Origin of the sequence: Streptomyces sp. NPDC001852, from assembly GCF_042891825.1 — a bacterium.
Taxonomy (GTDB): Bacteria; Actinomycetota; Actinomycetes; order Streptomycetales; family Streptomycetaceae; genus Streptomyces.
On sequence record NZ_JBIATN010000021.1, the window covers coordinates 64,450 to 83,266 of the forward strand.

An 18,817-nucleotide genomic window follows, 5' to 3' on the forward strand; every position below is an offset into this window, starting at 1 on the left:
TCGTTCAACTACCTTTATTTTTAAGGTAGTTGATGGGATGTGACCATGCAGAAACGTGCCTGTCAACGCGTGCATATGCGTCCGCACTACCCCACCACATGAGCCCTACTATCGGCTCGCCATGACAGCAGCAGGGAAGCACCAGGTGAGCCGCGCGGAAACCTCACGTCGAGGCAGCCGGCCGGGCCGGGCGGGCATCAGAGACGTGGCCGCCGCCGCCGGAGTCTCCATCACGACCGTCTCCGACGCCCTCAACGGCAAGGGCCGGCTCCCGGACGCCACCCGGCGCCATGTCCGAGAGGTCGCCGACCGGCTGGGATACCGTCCTTCGGCCGCCGCCCGTACCCTCCGTACCGGCAAGTCGGGTCTGATCGGCCTGACTGTGACGACGTACGGGGATGAACCTTTCACCTTCACGGAGTTCGCGTACTTCGCAGAGATGGCACGAGCCGCCACCTCGGCCGCGCTCGCCCGTGGCTACGCCCTCGTGATCCTCCCCGCGACCTCCCGCCACGACGTGTGGTCCAACGTCGCCCTGGACGGAACGGTCGTCATCGACCCGTCCGATCACGACCCGGTGGTCAGCGAGCTCGTCCGACAGGGACTGCCGGTCGTCTCCGACGGGCGCCCGGCCGGCTCGCTGCCGGTCACGGCCTGGGTCGACAACGACCACGAGGCCGCCGTCCTCGGCATCCTCGACCACCTCGCCGACGCCGGCGCCCGCCGCATCGGCCTGCTCACGGGCACGACGACGGACACGTACACCCACCTGTCCACCACCGCCTACCTGCGCTGGTGCGAGCGCGTCGGCCAGGACCCGGTCTACGAGGCCTACCCGGCGCACGACCCGTGCGCGGGCGCCGTCGCCGCCGACCGGCTGCTCGCCCGTCCCGACCGGCCCGACGCGGTCTACGGCCTGTTCGACCCCAACGGCACCGACCTGCTGGCCGCCGCCCGCCGCTACGGGCTCCGCGTACCTGACGACCTGCTGCTCGTGTGCTGCAGCGAGTCCATGGTGTACGCCAGCACCGAGCCGCCCATCACCACGCTCTCCCTGAAGCCCCGCCGCATCGGCACAGCGGTGGTCCAGCTCCTCATCGACGCGATCGAGGGCGTGGAATCGGACCAGCCGGTCGAGCAGGTGATACCGACGGAGCTGATCGTGCGCACCTCCTCGCAGCGGCGTTCGCCCCGCACGACGGTCAGCCCGCCGCGGACGCCGGACGAGAGGTAGCGCCGGAAAGCGGGGCGCTCACCCCGTAAGCGCACGGCCGAGAGAGGGGGCTCGACGGGCCGGCGACCGGCGGGCCGGGTGTTCGGTCGATGCAGAGCCCGCCGAACACCTGCCCAAACGGGGCGAAAGCCGCGGTGAACTGGAGTCTTGTTCCGATTCACCACCCCTGGGTCATCACACGGCGCGACGCGCATTCCTATGATGGGCCCACGACACCGCGGACCGCTGCGACCAGGCAGTCCGAAGCGGTGCAGATGCGGCGCGATGGTGGAGGGGTCTGATGACTCAGGGGGCCGGTCAGGGACCCGAAGTGGAGCGGACGGCAACGCTGCGCGACTTCCGGGTACCTGCATACGTCCACGAGACCGGTCCGTACGTCCGCACCGCCCAGCCGGGCGACACCGCGCCGCCGGCCGACGAGGCATACCCCGACGGCTACACCCCCACCCAGCGCGACCTCCCCGTCGTCAACCGGACGGAGACGGTCCAGGTGTCCGTCGAGACGGCACCCGCGGCCCCGGCCCCGCAGCCCGCGACCGGGCCGGGACCGCTGTTCGTCGTCGGAGACGTCCACGGTTACCTCGACGAACTGGTGACCGCACTGCAGGAACAGGGGCTGATCGACGCCTCCGGCCAGTGGTGCGCCGGCACCACCCGACTGTGGTTCCTGGGCGACTTCACCGACCGCGGACCCGACGGCATCGGCGTCATCGACCTCGTGATGCGGCTGTCCGCCGAGGCAGCCGCGGCGGGCGGCTACTGCAAGGCCCTCATGGGCAACCACGAACTGCTGCTGCTGGGCGCCAAGCGGTTCGGCGACACTCCCGTCAACTCCGGTGCGGGCACCGCCACCTTCCAGGCGGCCTGGCTGCTCAACGGCGGTCAGAAGACCGACATGGACCGCCTCCAGGACCACCATCTGCAGTGGATGGCCCGCCTCGACGCCGTCGAGGAGGTCGACGGCTATCTGCTCGTGCACTCGGACACCACCGCCTACCTCGACTACGGCGACTCGATCGAGGCGGTCAACGACACCGTCCGCGAGACCCTCACCCGCAACGACGCGGACGAGTGCTGGGACCTGTTCCGCAAGTTCACCAAGCGCTTCTCCTTCCGCGACGAGGGCGGTGCCGACGCCGTGCGCTCCCTCCTCGATACGTACGGCGGCACCCGCATCGTTCACGGTCACAGCCCGATTCCCTACCTGCTCGGCGAGGTCGGCTCCGAGGACGGCGAGGAGGGTTCCGGCCCGGTCGTGGCGGGTCCGCACGTCTACGCCGACGGGCTCGCCATCGCGATGGACGGCGGGGTGACCATGGCCGGAAAGCTACTGGTCCGGCAACTCCCCCTGGTCACCTGAGCGTTCCCGGGGCAAGTCTCCCCCGTCGGAGTACCCGCAGGCCGGAGGGCAATTTCCGGCAACCCCCTGTCACCGTGTGCCGTCACGGCTCTACCATCGGCTTATCCGTAGCAGGCTCCCCTCCGTTTCTGCCCGACGGCTCGCCGGCGTGCGAGCCCCAAGCCCTACGGAGCATCGGGGGATGCACATGAACAGCGTTCCGCAGCACCTGCAGAGCGAGGACCGCCAGGATTTCGAGCGGCTCCTCGATGAGGCGCTGCGCTCCGCACCACAGCGGCCGGAACTGGCCGCTGTCGGACAGCGGCTCAATCCCGAACAACTGCGCACCATGGCGCTCAACGCCACCGCACTGATAACGGCCGCCGCCGCGGCCGAATACCAGCACTATGTGAAGCTCCGCCAAGAACTGCGTCAGCCGGCGATGACCCCCTCGGTCTCGGGTGACTCCGCTGCCGCCGACCAGAGTTCGGCCACCACCGGGCTCGTCACCACCTTCGGCGAGCCGGCCGAGAGCACCGGCGCGGGCGCCGTCGCCGTCATCGCCGTACTGGCTCCCGTCCTCTCCGGAACCGCCGCGGCGATCTTCCTGCTGGTCGGCTACATCCTGAAGACACTGAGCCCCGGGCAGGCCTTCGCGCAGACCATGCTCACCGCCGGGTGGGTGTTCGGCGCGGTGACCGCGGCCGCAATCCTCGTCGCCGCCGTCGGACTGCTCCTCACCGCCTTGCGCAACGGCAACTCGCCACAGGCCCGGGCACTGGACGCGGCGCACCGGGAACTGGACAACGCCAGAGAGGCCTGGCGGGACGCCCTGCTGGAGCGCGGCATCCTGCCGTTCCTCACGGAAGCGCTCGCCGAGCCGGGACCGGCCCCCGTGCACCGCGCGACCCCGTCCGCCCCGCGCGGCCGCATGCCCCGCCTGGGGTACGACCGTCCCGGTTTCAGCAGCCCTGACGACGGATCCCAGCCCGGCCGGCCGAGCTTCACCAGCCCCGACTACACGAGCCCGGACTTCGGCGGGCCGGAGCACCGGCCCGAGTGACGCCGCCGGCCAGGACACGGCTCGCGCCCCGACCGACGTGGGCCCGACCCGGCGGCCCACCGGCGTGCCGCCTTCCGGTCGTCCCGCCCGGTCGGCGTCGTGCCGTTCAGTGCCGGGCCGTCCAGCAGACCGCGGCGGGTTCGGGTGCGTCGCCCGGGCCCGTCATCCCGCCATCGATCCGGCTCAGCACCGTGGCATGACACCCGGCGGTCGGGCGGTCCGTATACCGGTCGGCTTCAGGCCATCCGGTGGCACGGACCGCCGACAGCCGGACTCAGTCCGCGATCGGCAGGTACACCCGGTTCCCCGCCTCTGCGAACTCCTTCGACTTCTGGGCCATGCCCTCCTCGATCTCGGCCCGGCTCCCGCCGTGTTCGCGGCGGATGTCCTGCGAGATCTTCATGCTGCAGAACTTCGGCCCGCACATCGAGCAGAAGTGGGCGGTCTTGGCGGGCTCGGCCGGCAGGGTCTCGTCGTGGAACTCCCGCGCCGTGTCCGGGTCCAGAGCGAGGTTGAACTGGTCCTCCCACCGGAACTCGAAGCGGGCGTCGGACAAGGCGTCGTCCCACTCCTGGGCGCCCGGGTGCCCCTTGGCGAGGTCGGCGGCGTGCGCGGCGATCTTGTAGGTGATGACGCCGGTCTTGACGTCGTCACGGTTGGGCAGTCCCAGGTGCTCCTTGGGCGTGACGTAGCAGAGCATCGCCGTGCCCCACCAGGCGATCATCGCGGCACCAATGCCGGAAGTGATGTGGTCGTACGCCGGCGCGATGTCCGTGGTCAGCGGACCGAGCGTATAGAACGGAGCTTCATCGCAGACCTCCTGCTGAAGGTCGATGTTCTCCTTGATCTTGTGCATCGGGACGTGTCCCGGGCCTTCGATCATCGTCTGTACGTTGAAACGCCTGGCGATCCGGTTGAGTTCGCCGAGCGTCTTCAACTCCGCGAACTGCGCCTCGTCGTTGGCGTCCGCGATCGAGCCCGGCCGGAGGCCGTCGCCCAGCGAGTACGTGACGTCGTAGGCGGCGAGGATCTCGCACAGCTCCTCGAAGTTCTCGTACAGGAACGACTCCTTGTGGTGCGCCAGGCACCACGCGGCCATGATCGACCCACCGCGCGAGACGATGCCGGTCTTGCGGTTGGCCGTGAGCGGCACGTACGGCAGCCGGACGCCCGCGTGGACGGTCATGTAGTCCACGCCCTGCTCGGCCTGCTCGATGACCGTGTCCTTGTAGATCTCCCAGGTCAGTTCCTCGGCCTTGCCGTCGACCTTCTCCAGGGCCTGGTAGAGCGGCACGGTACCGATGGGGACGGGGGAGTTGCGCAGCACCCACTCGCGGGTCGTGTGGATGTTGCGGCCGGTGGAGAGGTCCATGACCGTGTCGGCACCCCAGCGGGTCGCCCAGGTCATCTTCTCCACCTCCTCCTCGATGGAGGAGGTCACCGCCGAGTTGCCGATGTTGGCGTTGACCTTCACCAGGAACCGCTTGCCGATGATCATCGGCTCGATCTCCGGGTGGTTGACGTTGGCCGGAAGCACCGCCCGGCCCGCCGCGATCTCCTCGCGGACCACCTCGGGAGAGACGTTCTCCCGGATGGCCACATACTCCATCTCCGGGGTGATCTCGCCCCGGCGAGCGTACGCGAGCTGCGTCACCGCCTCGCCTCCCCGGCCCCGGCGCGGCTGACGCGGCCGTCCGGGGAAGACGGCGTCCAGATTGCGCAGCCCACCGCGCGGCGAGGTGTGCTTGATCCCGTCGTCCTCGGGACGGACGGGACGTCCCGCGTACTCCTCGGTGTCACCGCGGGTGATGATCCAGTTCTCCCGCAACGGCGGCAGGCCCCTGCGGACATCGGTGTCGACGAGTGGATCGGTGTACGGGCCCGACGTGTCGTACAGCGTGACCGACTGCCCGTTGGTGAGGTGCACCTGGCGGACCGGCACGCGCAGGTCGGGGCGCGAACCCTCGACGTACGCCTTGTGCCATCCGATGGACTTCCCGGCCTCCTGGGACTTCTCGTCCTGAGCGGAGGCAGGCGTGCGTGCGTCCTTGTTGGTCATGAGACCTACTCCCTACGCCGGCATTACCCGGTAACAGGTTCGGCGGTCGACGCAGCGGTTTCCGTCTGGCGGTATTCCGCATGGAACATCGCTTGTTCCACGTGAAACATCGCGTGACGGAGGTCAGCGCCCTCTCAGCCCGGTGCTCCGAGCTCCCGCGTGTGCAAAGGTGCCTCCACGCTAGCGTCATATGTGGCGCGGTGAACAGTGGGCCCCCTGCCCGCGTTGCGATGATCGGGCGGTGACCCGGATGCAGCAGTACCCGTATCGGCCGCCAGAGCCGCACAACCGACCAGGCTCGGGGCAGGGCGACGACCACGCCGCCGAACGGGAAGGTGGCCCTGACGCCGGTCGCGGTCATGGGCTCCATCAGGGACACGGCCACAGGCGCGGCCCTGGGCATGACCATGGCCACGGAACCGGTCACAGCCACGGCCACAGCCATGGGCCCGCCGCCCCCGTATCCCGGCATCTGCGCAAGGTCATCGCGGCGATCCTGGTCCCGTTCACCGCGGCGGTCGTCGTCGGCCTGGTGGTGCTCTGGCCCGGGGGAGCCCCTCCGCACAAGCGCAGTGGCGTCGGTTTCGACCGGGAGACCCAGCAGGCCACCGTCACCAGGGTCGTCGAGGTGAGCTGCAGTTCGGTGAACGCCTCGGGCGGGACCACGATCGGTGACACCTCCTCCACCGCCCAGGGCGCCTCGGCGGAGCAGGCGGCGAAAGGAAGCTGCAAGAAGGCGACCGTCCGGGTCGACACCGGCAAGGACAAGGGCCGTACGTTCACCGAGATCGTGCAGCCGGACCAGACCCGGCAACTGCACCAGGGCGAGAAGGTGGTGGCCGCCTACGAGCCCTCGGCGCCGAAGGACCTGCAGTACTCGGTGACCGACGTGAACCGGAAGTTCCCCATGACGCTGCTTGCGGGGATCTTCGCGTTGGCCGTCGTGGTGGTCGGCAGGCTGCGCGGTGTGATGGCACTCGTCGCCCTGGCCGTCAGCTTCCTGGTACTGACCCTGTTCATCCTGCCGGCGGTCCTCCAGGGTTCGAACCCGCTGCTCGTGGCGGTGATCGGGTCGAGCGCCATCATGCTGATCGCCCTGTACATGTGTCACGGCCTGTCGGCCCGCACCTCGGTGGCCGTGCTCGGCACGCTGGTCTCCCTGCTGCTGATCGGCATCCTCGGCTCGCAGTTCATCGGCTGGGCCGCCCTGACCGGCAACACCGACGACAGCACCGGCCTGATCCACGGCCTGTACCCGTCGATCGACATGAGCGGCTTGCTGCTGGCCGGTGTCATCATCGGCTCGCTCGGCGTACTCGACGACGTCACGGTGACGCAGACCTCGGCCGTCTGGGAACTGCACGAGGCCAACCCGGCGATGGGCTGGCGCGGGCTGTACAGGGCGGGCATCCGCATCGGCCGTGACCACATCGCCTCCGTGGTCAACACCCTCGTCCTCGCCTACGCCGGCGCCGCACTCCCGCTGCTTCTCCTCTTCTCGATCGCACAGAGCGGCGTCGGGACCGTGGCCAACAGCGAGCTGGTGGCCGAGGAGATCGTGCGCACGCTGGTCGGATCGATCGGCCTGGTCGCCTCGGTCCCGGTCACCACCGCACTCGCCGCCCTGGTGGTCTCGGCCGACCGCCCCGGCCCGGACATCCCCGCACCGGCCGGGGCACAGTCCGTCCCGGCACGCGGCGGCCGGGGGCGACGCCGGAAGAGGTAGGGCCGGGCAGGCCGACGTGATCGGCGGTGAGCCCGCCCGTGACCGCAATCCACTCCCCATGCAGAAGCGTTCCTGCACAGTCCCATGCGCCACCGCGGAGCTCCCGGCGCCCGTGCAGCAACCCTTCAGCCCGCGCTCTGCTCCTCGGCCAGAATGCGGTCCAGGGCCTCTTCCAGATGGGCGTCGAAATCGGCCAGCGCACCCTCCTGGCCGAGCGGCACGAGTTTGTCGGTGCGGTCCAGGAATGCCACGAGCGGCGGCGCGGAGGAACGGAACAGGGCCTGGTCACCGCCGACCTGAAGCCTGATCAGCACCTCGCCCAGCACCTCGGAGTCGGCGGGAGCGATGTGCACATCCCCTTCCCCGCACGGCCTACCGACGCCGTCGATCAGCAGCTCGCGGCCGAACGCCCAGGTCACCGGGGCATCACCGGGCAGATGGAAGGTGAGCCGCACGGCATACGGATCACTGGTCTCGTAGCGCAACTCCACCGGGATGCGGAAGGAGAGCTCCTCGGACACGAGAAAGCTCATGATGACTTCTGCCTGTACGGACTCGCGCATCGTCTACCCCGTCGTATGGACGTCGACCGGCCGGGATCGATCCCTGTGACCGTGGTCAAATCTTGCTGAACGTACACAGCAGATCACAAGGAGTAAGTTTTCAGATACTGATAGAGAGAGTGAGCGTTCCCAGATGCCGCCCGAGCTCCGTCTGCAGTCGGCGCGCCGCGGGCAGCAGACGGTCGGCCTGCTGGGCAGGCAGCGACATGGCCATCGTGGCGACGGTGGTGCCGACCGTGATCGGGACCGCCGCACAGACCGTCCCGAGCGCGTACTCCTGACGCTCCACCACCGGCTCCATGCGCGGCATCCGGGCCAGCCGCCGCAACAGGGCATCATTGTCACGCACGGTGTACGGCGTGAGGGACTGCACGGGATAGCGCGCAAGGTGGTCGCGGCGGGCGTCCTCGTCCAACTGGGAGAGCAGGCACTGCCCGATGGCGTGCGCGTGGCCGGTCTCGCGGAAGTCGGCCCACTCCTCGACCGCCGGCGCCTCGGGGGAATCGGAGACGCACATGACCTCGATCTCGCCGTCCCGGTACATCGCGTAGTACACCGGCACACCGATGGAGTCGCGCCAGTGGGCGAGCATGTCCGCCACAGAGCTGCGACGTTTCTGCTGTGCCCCGCTGCTGCCCAGCCGTTCGGCCGCGTCACCGAGGAAGAACAGCCCTTTCTCGCGCCGAAGATAGCCCTCGTGCACCAGGGTGCGCAGCAGGTGGTAGGTCGTCGGGAGGGCGAGGCCGGTTTCGCGGGCGAGTTGTTTGGCGGGGGCGCCGTACACATGTGTGGCGACGGTCTCCAGCAGGCGCATGGCGCGCTGGACGGATCCGATGAGCGTCGCGGCGGCCGGACCGGGGGCCTCGGCGCGGTGCGGCGGCCCGGAGGCGTCCGTGGGGAGGGGTGCCCCCGGGATGCCGATCGTGTGCGGAGGCCCGGGGGCGTCGACGGGGTGCGGCTGTCCGGGGACCGCGACGGAGGGCGGCCGCTGGGTGGGGGGTGCGCAGGAGCGCGGCTGGGTGCGGGGTGCGTGCTGTTCTGCCGGTGCGGTGTCAACCGTGGCCAAGGGTCACTCCCGGAGCGCGAGGGGGCAGCCCGTGCGGGGGAAGAGCACGGAGGGGGTCTGCGCCGCCCGCGGAGCCGGACCCCGCGGGATTTCCGGACTCTAATCGTCCGCCACCGCACGCAGACGGCCTCACGGGGAAACTTCCCTCGCCCGAGGGAAACCGGGGATCGCCTTGCCGGGAACCGGTGGTCCCGTTGCCGTCACCGGTCCCCCGGGTCCGTCACCAGTCGCTGCGCGACGAGGAGTTCGACATGAACTTGCGCACGATGTAGATCAGTCCGCCGACCAGGGCGACGAAGACCAGCGCCTTGAACAGCAAGCCGATCACGAACCCGACCACGGTCGCTATCAGGCCGCCGAACACGACCAGGGCGATGACCGGCACCGCGACCCACTTCACCCACCACGGAAGTCCCGCGAAGATCTCTCGCATCGCCCTCGTCCTTTGCCTTCTCGTACGTCTGAGTGCTCGTACGCCCTTTCGCGTACGGCGTTGATGTTCTGCACTCGATGCTAGGGCCGACGAGGGGTCCCGCGGGGGCCTCGCGCCCCTTGTCCTCCCCTGACCCGTCCCCTAGGGAACCCCGGGGCCCGGCCTCACGCCTCGGGCGGAGAGAAGACGACCAGAACCCTCAGGTCCTCGCTGATGTGGTGGAACTTGTGGGCGACCCCGGCCGGCACGTAGACCACGCTGCCCCGCGCCACCTCGGTCGTCTCCAGTCCCACCGTGATGGACGCCCGGCCGCTGACGACGAAGTACACCTCGTCCTGGTTGTGCGGCTTCTGCGGATCGTGTTCGCCCGCGTTGAGGGCGTACAGGCCGACGGACATGTTCCGCTCCCGCAGGAACTGAAGGTAGGCCCCCTCGTTGGCGGCGCGCTCCGCCTCCAGTTCGTCCAGCCGGAATGCCTTCATCGCCGCTGTCGCCCTCGTCTCACTGCTCGGTTCCGATCGGGTCTGCCACGATCAGACACATGAAGAATTTCGTAGTCAAGACGATCGCCAACGCGGGCGCCCTGGCGGTCGCCGTGTGGCTGTTGGACAAGATCACTCTGACGGGTGACAGCACGGCCAAGAAGGCCGGCACGCTGATCGTCGTCGCACTGATCTTCGGCCTGGTGAACTGGCTGGTCAAGCCGATCCTGAAGGTACTCACCTTCCCGCTGTTCATCCTGACCCTGGGCCTGATCACCCTGGTCGTGAACGCGCTGATGCTGCTGCTGACCTCCTGGGTCTGCGGCAAGCTCGACCTGAGCTTCCATGTGCAGGGCTTCTGGACGGCCGTCGTCGGCGGTCTGATCGTCTCCGTCGTCTCCTGGGCGCTGCACGTCGTCCTGCCCGACGAGGACTGAGCGCACCATGACCTACCGCGTCTGCTTCGTGTGCACCGGCAACATCTGCCGCTCCCCGATGGCCGAATCCGTCTTCCGCGCGCGTGTGGCGGAGGCCGGCCTCGAGGACCGGGTGGAGGTCGACAGCGCCGGCACCGGCGGCTGGCACGAGGGCGAGCCCGCCGACCCGCGGACCGTCTCGGTCCTCGAGGAGCACGCCTACGACAGCGATCACGTCGCACGCCAGTTCCAGCCGTCGTGGTTCTCCCGGCTCGACCTGGTGATCGCCCTCGACGCCGGTCATCTCAAGGCCCTGCGCCGCCTCGCGCCCACCGACGAGGACGCGCGCAAGGTCCGGCTGCTGCGCTCGTACGATCCCGCCGCGGGTGACGACCTCGACGTACCGGATCCGTACTACGGACACCGGGTCGGTTTCGAGGAGTGTCTTGAAATGGTGGAGGCGGCGAGCGTCGGTCTGCTCGCCGCCGTACGCGAGCAGCTGGAAGGACGGGCCGCATGAGCGACACCCCCAGGGACCAGGGACGTACCGGCGACGGTACACGCGCGGTACGCGCCGGACTGCCCGAGCCGGTCAAGCACGAGCCGACCCTGCCCGGACCGGTCTTCGCGGCGCACTTCCATCTGCCGGGCGAGGTGACGGGGCCGTACTCGTACGGCCGTGACGACAACCCGACCTGGACGCTGCTGGAGCGGGCCATCGGCGAGCTGGAGGCGCCCGGGCGGGACGACGTCGAGACCCTTGTCTTCGCCTCCGGCATGGCGGCGATCTCCTCCGTGCTGTTCTCGCAGCTGCGCGCCGGGGACGCCGTCGTGCTGCCCTCCGACGGCTATCAGGTGCTGCCGCTGGTCCGCGCCCAGCTGGAGGCGTACGGCGTCGAGGTGCGCACCGCCCCCACCGGCGGCGACGCCCAGCTGGAGGTTCTCGATGGCGCCCGGCTGCTGTGGATCGAGTCCCCGTCGAACCCGGGGCTCGACGTGTGCGACATCCGGCGGCTGGTGGCGGCGGCCCATGCGCAGGGCACCCTGGTGGCCGTCGACAACACCCTCGCGACCCCGCTCGGGCAGCGCCCGCTGGAGCTGGGCGCCGACTTCTCCGTGGCCAGCGGCACCAAGCAGCTCACCGGCCACGGTGACGTGCTGCTGGGCTACGTCGCCGGCCGTGACCCCGAGGCGATGGCCGCCGTACGACGCTGGCGCAAGATCGTCGGGGCGATCCCCGGTCCGATGGAGGCCTGGCTCGCGCACCGGTCCATCGCCACGCTCCAGCTGCGCGTCGACCGGCAGAACGCCACCGCCCTCGCCGTCGCCGAGTCGCTGAGGCAACGGCCTGAGGTGTCCGGCCTGCGCTACCCCGGACTGCCCGACGACCCCTCGCACAAGACGGCCTCGCAGCAGATGCGCCGCTACGGCTGCGTGGTTTCCTTCACGCTGCCGACGCGCGCGCGTGCCGAGCGTTTCCTCGAGGCACTGCGCCTGGTGGAGGACGCCACGAGCTTCGGCGGGGTGCGTTCCACGGCCGAGCGGCGCCGCCGCTGGGGCGGGGACGCGGTGCCGGAAGGCTTCATCCGGATGTCCGTCGGCGCCGAGGACCCCGAGGACCTGGTCGCCGACGTGCTGCGGGCCTTGGACGAGTCCGCCGAGTGAGTCCTCGGCCCTCGGCCGACAGCGCACGACGGTCCGAGCCTCCCCCCTCGTGGCTCGGACCGTCTGCGGTTCCTGCGCGCGAAGAACCGCGCGACCAAGGCTAGTTGACTCTGTGTCAGTGTCCAATCACGCTAGCGACAGAGACCTATCGACTTATTTATAGTTGGGGCCTGCCTAGGAGCCGGAGGAGGGCAGGGATAGGGGAGGGCACGCCATGGACCTGGCCTTGCTGCGCACCTTCGTCACCGTGCACCGGGCTGGTTCCTTCACCCGCGCCGCCGCTCTGCTCGGCCTCTCCCAGCCTGCCGTCACCTCGCAGATCCGCACGCTGGAACGACAGTTGGGCAAGCCCCTCTTCCTCCGCCAGGCGCGCGGGGTGACCCCGACGACCATCGGTGACGAACTCGCGCACAAGGCCGCTCCTCATCTCGACGCCCTGGTGGAGATAGCCGAGAGCGGCCTGGACGACGAGTCCTCGCTCAGAACCCTGCACCTCGCCGGCCCGCCCGAGTTCACCGCCGAACGTGCTCTGCCCGCCCTGACAGAGCTCACCGGCGACGACGGCCAGGGATTCGCACTGCGCGCATCCTTCGGCACGGCGGAGGAAACGCTGGAGGGGCTGGCCTCCGGTCATCATGATCTGGCCATCAGCACAGCCCGTCCGCGCGGCGCTCTGCTGACCGCGACTCCGCTCTGCGACGAGGAACACGTACTGGTCGCCGCCCCGCGCTGGGTGGAGCGGATCGGTGCGGAGGCGCTGCGCCTGAAGGGAGCGCCCGCGCTGGAGGATCTTCCCGTCGTCGAGGTTCATGAGTCGCTGCCCTTCGTCTCGCGCTACTGGGCCTCGGTCTTCGACTCCCGCCCGGCCACCTCGGGCACGGTCATCGTGCCGGATCTGCGCGCGGTACTCGCCTGCGCGATCGCTGGTGCCGGACTCGCGGTGCTGCCTCGGTATCTGTGTGCCTCCGCCCTCGACGACGGCACGATCGCGACGCTGCACGATCCGGTCGTGCCGCCGCTGCGCACGTACTTCCTGGTGGTGCGCACCGGTACTCTCGCCATGCCCCACATCGCGCGGGCTCACGAGTGGCTTCAGCGGGCGGCCACGGCCTGGTGCTGAGACCGCTGGCACCGCGTCTACGGAACGCGATCACAAGGTGACTTTTTGCGATGTTTCACGTGGAACCAGGCGGGCCACATTTCTCCCATGACCGTCCGACCCGTGGTCAAGCGCACCGCCCGTGCCGTCCTTCTCGATGGTGACGACCTGATCCTGATCAAGCGCACCAAGCCCGGTGTCGATCCCTACTGGGTCACTCCCGGTGGCGGGGTCGAGCCCGGGGATCCGACCGTCGTGGATGCCCTGCATCGGGAGGTGTCCGAGGAACTCGGCGCCAAGATCACCGATGTGGTGCCGTGCTTCGTGGACACCGTCGAGCACATCGGCGAGGACGGCGGCGCGACCGGCGTGAAGGTGCAGCACTTCTTCGTCTGCCGACTGGAGTCCATGGACCCGACCCGGCGGCATGGTCCCGAAGTGGACGAGCCCGCCGGTGAGTACGAGATCGTCCGCATCCCCTTCACCCGGGTCGGCATCGCCTCCGTCCACCTGGTCCCGTTGTCACTGCGCCACTATCTGGACGGCAACATCGAGGGGGTGCGCGCCATGCACGCTCCCGACCTCGGTTAGCGCGCTCAGTTCCCGGCCACGAGCAGATCCTCCACCGAGTCATGTCGTATGCGGCTCGACGGGACGCCGATGTCCCGGAGCGCGTCTATGCCACTGCGGATCATTCCTGGCGGGCCCGAGAGATAGGCGTCGTACTCGTTCCACGGGCCGTAGTCGCGCAGGGCATCGGGGAGCCGGATGTGGGCCCGCTGGTCGATGACCGCCCGGACTGCCAGCCAGGGGTGGCTCTGCTGGAGCCGAAGCATGGTGTCGATGTCGTAGAGGTCGTGGTCGGTGCGCGCGCCGTAGAACACCTCGACAGACCGACGCGCTCCGTGCTCGGCGACGTCCTCCACCAGGGCCTTGATGGGCGCTATGCCGGTGCCGCCGCCCAGACAGAGCAGTCCGCTGTCGGTCGTGTGGTCGACGGTCATGGAGCCGGCCGGCGGCCCGAGGCGTATGACGTCTCCGGGCCGGGCGCGATGCACCAGCGCGTTGGAGACCCAGCCGGCCGGTACGGCCTTCACATGGAACGTCAGCAGACCGTCCGAGCGGGGCGCGGAAGCAAACGAGTAGTGCCGCCATACCCGTGGCCACCAAGGCGTCTCCACGCTCGTGTACTGACCCGCGAGGAACGGATAGGGCTGGTCGGGGCGGATGGTGAGGATCGCGACGTCCGGGGTTCTGAGGTCGTGGGTGACGATCTCGGCCTGCCACCAGGCCGGAGAGCGCAGCCCGTCCGCCGCCGCGGCATCGATCATGACCTGGGAGATCGTCGTGTACGCCCGCACCCAGGCCGCCTCCGTCTCCGGGCTCCAGACGGTGGCGGCGTACTTGCTCAACGCGCCGATCAGGCACTCCCCGACGGCCGGATAGTGCTCGGGCCGCGTCCCGTACTTACGGTGTCCACGGCCCAGGTTCTCCAGGTAGTCGACGAGGATCGAGGTGTTGTCCAGGTGCTCGGCCGCGGTGAGCAACGCCTTCAGCAGGCGCTCCCGCTGCATGTCCATCGCGGCCGGGAACAGCGCCCGCAGCTCGGGATGGCGGACGAAAAGCAGGGCGTAGAAGTAAGAGGTGACCTTGTCCGCGATCGGGCCTATCTCGGCCATCGTGCGACGTATGAGGACGGCGTCCGCGGACTCCTCCTGGACGGTCGGCGCCGACCGTTGGGGCGGCACACGCTCCGTGCTGTCGGGCGGTGGAGCCGACGGTCCCGTGCGCGGCGTGAACCAGCCGGTCTCGCCCGACATGCCGTTCTCCCCCGACGTGGTGGTCGGAGCGTCCATGGTGTGCCTCGCCTCGAACGTCTTGCGGTCGGTCTGCGCACCTTCTTCCGGAGAAGGTGCATGCTTTCCCCCCGGCGGGCGGCCTGCCGTAGCGTCCCGCAGCGTTGCATCCCGATCGGATGCCGCGGTCGTATACCAGGAAACGCGGGTCTCGCGCTCTCCGTCCCGTTAGGCTGCTTGCCCTGCTCTCGGCCCGCACGGGACATGTGGACTCCATCCCGGACGTGAACCGAACTCGACCCTACCGGCCGTCGCCACGCACACAAGTCCCCCCTTCCTTCCTCACGAATCGGGCAAAGGTGCGAACCATGAGGTCCGACAACTACCGGGCAGGACGAATCAATTCATAGGCATCCCACAGATCCCGCCCCGTGTAGGAGTACGTCGCGAGTCCTGCCAGGTGGGCGTCCGCATTGACCGCCACGGAAACCGGTACGGCAGCAAACAAATCCTTGTCCGACAGCGAGTCGCCGTATGCCACACAGTCCGCTCGTGCCACGCCGAACTCCTCGCAGAGCCGGTCCGCGATAATCACCTTGGCCGCCGCGCTGAGCACCCCGGACGGATCCACGGGCTCGGTGAACGGAACCGCCGGAAAGCGAGATCCATGCGCCGCGTGAGCGCCCCAGTCGAGAAGGCGTTCCACGAAGAAGGACGGCGAGAGCGACACCACCGCGCAGTAGTCGCCCGCACCTCTGATCTCTGCCCAGACCTCACGGATGCGGGTCAGCCAGGGGGCCGCCTCGAATGCCGCGCTGACGTGCGCCTCGGTCAGATCGGACCACAGGTCGTACACCTGCGCCGCGTACTCCGGCGGACCGATCCGCCCCTGAGCGATGGCCCGGTCCAGTGCCGCGGTCTTCTCTTCGAGCCCCAGCTGGCGGGAAATCTCCATGGGAGCCGTACTACCGTGCAGCAATGTGCCGTCAAGATCGAAGAGATGAAGTCTCGCCATGCCCCCCGAGGCTAACCGGCTGCCAATGTTTCACGTGAAACACTTCCTGCTGTCCACAGGCTGTACATAGGGCCACGGCATGACCAAAAGCACGTGTGTCCACAGGGAAACGGGTGGACGTCAAGGGCGCCGGTCGGACAGCCTGACCTGCGTGTCGACTCCTTCCCTCGCCGCTCTGCCCATCCGCCGCCTGACGCTCCGCGACCTCACCGCCTGCGCCGACTTGTCCGAGGACCGGGGGTGGCCACGCGAGGAACACAAGTGGGGATTCCTCCTCAGCGCCGGCAAGGGCCTCGGTATCGACGACCCTCAGGGTGGTCTCGTCGCCGCATGCGTCGTCACGGAGTACGGCCCGTGGGGCCGCCCGGATCTCGGCGCCGTCGGCATGGTCCTGGTGGCCGGACGCCATGCCCGCCAGGGCGTCGGGCGCCGCTTGATGCGCCATGTCCTGTCGACCATGGGGACCACTCCGCTCACCCTGCACGCCACGCCCAACGGCCGTCCCCTGTACGAGGAACTGGGCTTCAAGGTGACGGGCCGGGCGGAGATGCTGAGTGGCCGCTTCACTCCCGGCGGGCCGGAATCCGACGTGTTCACCCGTGCCGCCGCGGCGGAGGATCTGCCCGCGATCCTCCGTCTCGACGAGGAGGTGTTCGGCGCCGACCGCACTCCCCTGATCACCCGTCTGCCCGCCTTCGCCGACCAATTGCGGGTGGCCGAGTCGGAAGGCCAGATCGTCGGCTACGCGGCCGCGTGGCCCAACATGGACACCCATGTCGTCGGTCCTCTGGTGGCCCGGGACACGGAGACCGCCAAGGCCCTGATCGGCTCGCTGGCGGCCCACACGGACCGTCCACTGCGCACGGACATCGATGTGCGCCATGAGGAGCTGCTGACATGGGCGAAGGCACGGGGGCTCGCCTCAGTGGCCTTCAACACCGTGATGACATACGGCATCACGGATCTTCCGGGGGACTGGACCCGCCGGTTCGCACCGCTGACCGTGGCCGCGGGCTGAGCCGTCGTACGACGAACGCCGGTCCTGCCACGTCGTGCGACGAGACCGGCGTTGTCCCTGCGGTCGTGGCTCAGGCCAGCGCCCGCACCGCCGCGGCGGCGAAGTCGTGGTCCTGCTCCGGCGAACCCCCGCCGACGCCGATCGCGCCGATCGGGCGTCCGTCCCGGTGGACGGGCACTCCGCCCGCGACGAACAGCAGGGGCCGGTCGAGGGCCGTGGGCAGCGTGTGGAAGAGGCCGCCCGGCTGCACGGCGTCGACCAGCTCGGCCGTGGGGGTGTTCAGCTGGAGTGCCGTGTAGGCCTTGCGGGTGCTGGTCTCGCCGGAGATCAGGACAGCCCGGTCGTCCCGGCGGAAGGCGAGCAGGTGGCCACCCGCGTCCAGGACAGTGACGCTGACGGTGACCCCGGCCTCCTCGGCCGCGCGGCGGGCCGCATCGACGAGCAGTTCGGCGTCCTCGATGGACAGCGGGGCGACGGCGGTGGTGCTCATGAGGTTCTCTCCTCGGGTATTGCTGAGAGGGGATGCTTGCCGTGCCGAGGGTGTGAGCCCCCGCACGGGGTCTTCGGGATGTGGGGTGATGCCCTGTGAGGCGAGGGACTCAGCGGTGGACCGGCGTTTGCCGGCCGGCGGGCGTCCCGGTGGCGACCACGGTGCTGCGGGCGCCGTCGCGGTGCTCCAGCGCCGCCGACAGGACGGCAAGGACCAGGGCGGCCGCGGCGAGGGCGGCGCCGACCCAGTTGGGGGCCGTGTAGCCGAAGCCGGCCGCGATCACGATGCCGCCGAGCCAGGCGGACAACGCGTTACCCAGGTTGAACGCCCCGATGTTCACGGCCGACGCCAGCGTCGGGGCTCCATGCGCCTGGTCCAGCACGCGCTTCTGCAGCGGAGGTACGGTCGCGAAGCCCAGGGCGCCGATCAAGGCGATGGTCACGGCTGCCGCGATCTTGTTGTGCGCGGTGAGCGTGAAGAGCGCCAGGACGAGGGCCAGGGCACCCAGCGACACGTACAGCATGGGCATCAGGGCGCGGTCGGCGAACCTGCCACCGATGAGGTTGCCGCCGACCATGCCTAGGCCGAACAGAACCAGCAGCCCGGTCACCGAGCCGTCGGCGAAACCCGCGATGTGGGTCATCATCGGCGCGATGTAGGTGATCGCTGCGAAGACGCCGCCGAAGCCGAGGACGGTCATCGCCATGGCCAGCAGGACCTGGGCGTTCTTGAAGGCGGCCAGCTCGTGGCGCAGGTGCACACCCTCGGGCCTCGGCATCTCGGGTACCAGCTTGGCTATGCCTGCGAGGCCGACGAGCCCGAGGACCGCGACGATGCCGAAGGTGACACGCCAGCCGATGTGCTGGCCGATGAGCGTGCCCAGGGGGACGCCGACGACATTGGCGACGGTCAGGCCGGTGAACATCATCGCGATGGCTCCGGCCTTCTTGTGGGGCGCCACCAACTCAGCCGCCACAACGGAGCCGATGCCGAAGAAAGCACCGTGTGCGAGCGAGGCGACCACACGGCCGATCAGCATGATCGCGAAGGTGGGGGCGACCGCGGAGAGCAGGTTTCCGGCGATGAAGAGGCCCATCAGCAGCATCAGCATCCGCTTGCGCGAGACCTTGGTGCCGACCACGGTCATCAGCGGCGCGCCGACGACCACACCGAGCGCGTAGCCCGTCACGAGCAGGCCCGCCGTGGGGATGGAGACCCCGAAGTCGCCCGCGACCTCGGGCAGCAAGCCCATGATCACGAATTCGGTCGTTCCGATTCCGAAGGCCCCGATCGCGAGGGCCAGGAGCGCGAGAGGCATGGAGGGATACACCTTCCAGACGATTGCAGATGCGC

Annotated in this window: 19 protein-coding genes and 1 riboswitch; of the genes, 10 read left to right on the forward strand and 9 right to left on the reverse strand. The window is 69.3% G+C overall.

Features of this window, described 5'->3' with window-relative positions:
* Nucleotides 1–121: 121 nt before the first annotated feature.
* The 3 genes from ACFYZB_RS30960 (at nt 122) to ACFYZB_RS30970 (ending at nt 3,636) form a co-directional block, all read left to right on the forward strand.
* Nucleotides 122–1,234, forward strand: coding sequence for a LacI family DNA-binding transcriptional regulator (locus tag ACFYZB_RS30960; RefSeq protein WP_351208610.1), 1,113 nt, complete (start codon nt 122–124; stop codon nt 1,232–1,234).
* A 280-nt stretch (nt 1,235–1,514) separates the two neighbouring features.
* On the forward strand, nt 1,515–2,594 hold the full coding sequence (locus ACFYZB_RS30965; protein ID WP_388764225.1) for a metallophosphoesterase: 1,080 nt from the start codon (nt 1,515–1,517) through the stop codon (nt 2,592–2,594).
* 181 nt (nt 2,595–2,775) lie between these two features.
* The gene (locus ACFYZB_RS30970) at nt 2,776–3,636 is read left to right on the forward strand and encodes a hypothetical protein (protein WP_388764227.1); all 861 of its coding nucleotides are present in this window, start codon (nt 2,776–2,778) and stop codon (nt 3,634–3,636) included.
* Between the two features lie 274 nt (nt 3,637–3,910).
* Here the strand turns inward: ACFYZB_RS30970 and thiC are convergent, their stop codons facing one another.
* Complete coding sequence (gene thiC / locus ACFYZB_RS30975) at nt 3,911–5,695, reverse strand: phosphomethylpyrimidine synthase ThiC (RefSeq protein WP_388764228.1); 1,785 nt, start codon at nt 5,693–5,695, stop codon at nt 3,911–3,913.
* Nucleotides 5,688–5,864: riboswitch (TPP riboswitch) on the reverse strand. (Overlaps the previous gene by 8 nt.)
* A gap of 72 nt (nt 5,865–5,936) precedes the next feature.
* On the opposite strand from thiC, the gene ACFYZB_RS30980 reads away from it, so the two are divergent.
* Nucleotides 5,937–7,421, forward strand: coding sequence for a YibE/F family protein (locus tag ACFYZB_RS30980; RefSeq protein WP_388764230.1), 1,485 nt, complete (start codon nt 5,937–5,939; stop codon nt 7,419–7,421).
* Between the two features lie 125 nt (nt 7,422–7,546).
* Here the strand turns inward: ACFYZB_RS30980 and ACFYZB_RS30985 are convergent, their stop codons facing one another.
* The 4 genes from ACFYZB_RS30985 to ACFYZB_RS31000 all read right to left on the reverse strand — a co-directional run bounded on the left by ACFYZB_RS30985 (nt 7,547) and on the right by ACFYZB_RS31000 (nt 9,965).
* Nucleotides 7,547–7,984 (reverse strand): SsgA family sporulation/cell division regulator, encoded by a 438-nt coding sequence (locus tag ACFYZB_RS30985; protein WP_388764231.1) that lies wholly within the window; start codon nt 7,982–7,984, stop codon nt 7,547–7,549.
* A 100-nt stretch (nt 7,985–8,084) separates the two neighbouring features.
* Nucleotides 8,085–9,050, reverse strand: a complete 966-nt coding sequence (locus ACFYZB_RS30990; protein WP_388764233.1) for an IclR family transcriptional regulator C-terminal domain-containing protein — start codon at nt 9,048–9,050, stop codon at nt 8,085–8,087.
* Between the two features lie 220 nt (nt 9,051–9,270).
* A complete protein-coding gene (locus ACFYZB_RS30995; RefSeq protein ID WP_073887226.1) occupies nt 9,271–9,483 on the reverse strand; it encodes a DUF5326 family protein in 213 nt (70 codons plus the stop codon).
* Nucleotides 9,484–9,647: 164 nt separating this feature from the next.
* Entirely contained in the window at nt 9,648–9,965 is a 318-nt protein-coding gene (locus tag ACFYZB_RS31000) for a cupin domain-containing protein (RefSeq protein ID WP_023548672.1), read from the reverse strand.
* Between the two features lie 59 nt (nt 9,966–10,024).
* Here ACFYZB_RS31000 and ACFYZB_RS31005 point away from each other — a divergent pair, with 59 nt between their 5' ends.
* The 5 genes from ACFYZB_RS31005 to ACFYZB_RS31025 all read left to right on the forward strand — a co-directional run bounded on the left by ACFYZB_RS31005 (nt 10,025) and on the right by ACFYZB_RS31025 (nt 13,736).
* On the forward strand, nt 10,025–10,402 hold the full coding sequence (locus ACFYZB_RS31005; RefSeq protein WP_388764235.1) for a phage holin family protein: 378 nt from the start codon (nt 10,025–10,027) through the stop codon (nt 10,400–10,402).
* A 7-nt stretch (nt 10,403–10,409) separates the two neighbouring features.
* Complete coding sequence (locus ACFYZB_RS31010; RefSeq protein ID WP_388764237.1) at nt 10,410–10,901, forward strand: low molecular weight protein-tyrosine-phosphatase; 492 nt, start codon at nt 10,410–10,412, stop codon at nt 10,899–10,901.
* Nucleotides 10,898–12,046 carry a cystathionine gamma-lyase gene (locus tag ACFYZB_RS31015; RefSeq protein WP_388764239.1) on the forward strand — a complete coding sequence of 383 codons (1,149 nt, stop codon included), beginning with the start codon at nt 10,898–10,900 and terminating at the stop codon, nt 12,044–12,046. The genes ACFYZB_RS31010 and ACFYZB_RS31015 overlap by 4 nt, the downstream gene beginning before the upstream one ends.
* A 214-nt stretch (nt 12,047–12,260) precedes the next feature.
* Nucleotides 12,261–13,166 (forward strand): LysR family transcriptional regulator, encoded by a 906-nt coding sequence (locus tag ACFYZB_RS31020; protein WP_351208602.1) that lies wholly within the window; start codon nt 12,261–12,263, stop codon nt 13,164–13,166.
* A gap of 87 nt (nt 13,167–13,253) precedes the next feature.
* Complete coding sequence (locus ACFYZB_RS31025) at nt 13,254–13,736, forward strand: NUDIX hydrolase (RefSeq protein WP_351208601.1); 483 nt, start codon at nt 13,254–13,256, stop codon at nt 13,734–13,736.
* A gap of 5 nt (nt 13,737–13,741) precedes the next feature.
* Here the strand turns inward: ACFYZB_RS31025 and ACFYZB_RS31030 are convergent, their stop codons facing one another.
* Together ACFYZB_RS31030 and ACFYZB_RS31035 are read right to left on the reverse strand one after the other, a co-directional pair.
* Nucleotides 13,742–15,001: a globin domain-containing protein gene (locus ACFYZB_RS31030; RefSeq protein WP_388764241.1), complete on the reverse strand. Its 1,260-nt coding sequence runs from the start codon at nt 14,999–15,001 to the stop codon at nt 13,742–13,744.
* Between the two features lie 322 nt (nt 15,002–15,323).
* Nucleotides 15,324–15,956, reverse strand: coding sequence for an HAD family hydrolase (locus tag ACFYZB_RS31035; protein WP_388764243.1), 633 nt, complete (start codon nt 15,954–15,956; stop codon nt 15,324–15,326).
* A gap of 151 nt (nt 15,957–16,107) precedes the next feature.
* On the opposite strand from ACFYZB_RS31035, the gene ACFYZB_RS31040 reads away from it, so the two are divergent.
* On the forward strand, nt 16,108–16,974 hold the full coding sequence (locus ACFYZB_RS31040) for a GNAT family N-acetyltransferase (RefSeq protein ID WP_388764245.1): 867 nt from the start codon (nt 16,108–16,110) through the stop codon (nt 16,972–16,974).
* 70 nt (nt 16,975–17,044) lie between these two features.
* On the opposite strand, the gene ACFYZB_RS31045 is transcribed toward ACFYZB_RS31040, so the two are convergent.
* Both ACFYZB_RS31045 and ACFYZB_RS31050 read right to left on the reverse strand, forming a co-directional pair.
* The gene (locus ACFYZB_RS31045) at nt 17,045–17,464 is read right to left on the reverse strand and encodes a heme-binding protein (RefSeq protein WP_388764246.1); all 420 of its coding nucleotides are present in this window, start codon (nt 17,462–17,464) and stop codon (nt 17,045–17,047) included.
* Between the two features lie 109 nt (nt 17,465–17,573).
* Complete coding sequence (locus ACFYZB_RS31050; RefSeq protein ID WP_388764247.1) at nt 17,574–18,782, reverse strand: MFS transporter; 1,209 nt, start codon at nt 18,780–18,782, stop codon at nt 17,574–17,576.
* Between the last annotated feature and the right edge of the window lie 35 nt (nt 18,783–18,817).

Bases quoted from the DNA above. Each gene is read 5' to 3' on its own strand.
- ACFYZB_RS30960 (WP_351208610.1), top strand. From the start codon at position 122: ATGACAGCAGCAGGGAAGCACCAGGTGAGCCGCGCGGAAACCTCACGT.
- thiC (WP_388764228.1), bottom strand. From the start codon at position 5,695: ATGACCAACAAGGACGCACGCACGCCTGCCTCCGCTCAGGACGAGAAG.
- ACFYZB_RS31000 (WP_023548672.1), bottom strand. From the start codon at position 9,965: ATGAAGGCATTCCGGCTGGACGAACTGGAGGCGGAGCGCGCCGCCAAC.
- ACFYZB_RS31045 (WP_388764246.1), bottom strand. From the start codon at position 17,464: ATGAGCACCACCGCCGTCGCCCCGCTGTCCATCGAGGACGCCGAACTG.
- ACFYZB_RS31035 (WP_388764243.1), bottom strand. From the start codon at position 15,956: ATGGCGAGACTTCATCTCTTCGATCTTGACGGCACATTGCTGCACGGT.
- ACFYZB_RS30985 (WP_388764231.1), bottom strand. From the start codon at position 7,984: ATGCGCGAGTCCGTACAGGCAGAAGTCATCATGAGCTTTCTCGTGTCC.
- ACFYZB_RS30965 (WP_388764225.1), top strand. From the start codon at position 1,515: ATGACTCAGGGGGCCGGTCAGGGACCCGAAGTGGAGCGGACGGCAACG.
- ACFYZB_RS31030 (WP_388764241.1), bottom strand. From the start codon at position 15,001: ATGGACGCTCCGACCACCACGTCGGGGGAGAACGGCATGTCGGGCGAG.
- ACFYZB_RS31015 (WP_388764239.1), top strand. From the start codon at position 10,898: ATGAGCGACACCCCCAGGGACCAGGGACGTACCGGCGACGGTACACGC.
- ACFYZB_RS30995 (WP_073887226.1), bottom strand. From the start codon at position 9,483: ATGCGAGAGATCTTCGCGGGACTTCCGTGGTGGGTGAAGTGGGTCGCG.
- ACFYZB_RS31025 (WP_351208601.1), top strand. From the start codon at position 13,254: ATGACCGTCCGACCCGTGGTCAAGCGCACCGCCCGTGCCGTCCTTCTC.
- ACFYZB_RS30970 (WP_388764227.1), top strand. From the start codon at position 2,776: ATGCACATGAACAGCGTTCCGCAGCACCTGCAGAGCGAGGACCGCCAG.
- ACFYZB_RS31020 (WP_351208602.1), top strand. From the start codon at position 12,261: ATGGACCTGGCCTTGCTGCGCACCTTCGTCACCGTGCACCGGGCTGGT.
- ACFYZB_RS31005 (WP_388764235.1), top strand. From the start codon at position 10,025: ATGAAGAATTTCGTAGTCAAGACGATCGCCAACGCGGGCGCCCTGGCG.
- ACFYZB_RS31050 (WP_388764247.1), bottom strand. From the start codon at position 18,782: ATGCCTCTCGCGCTCCTGGCCCTCGCGATCGGGGCCTTCGGAATCGGA.
- ACFYZB_RS31010 (WP_388764237.1), top strand. From the start codon at position 10,410: ATGACCTACCGCGTCTGCTTCGTGTGCACCGGCAACATCTGCCGCTCC.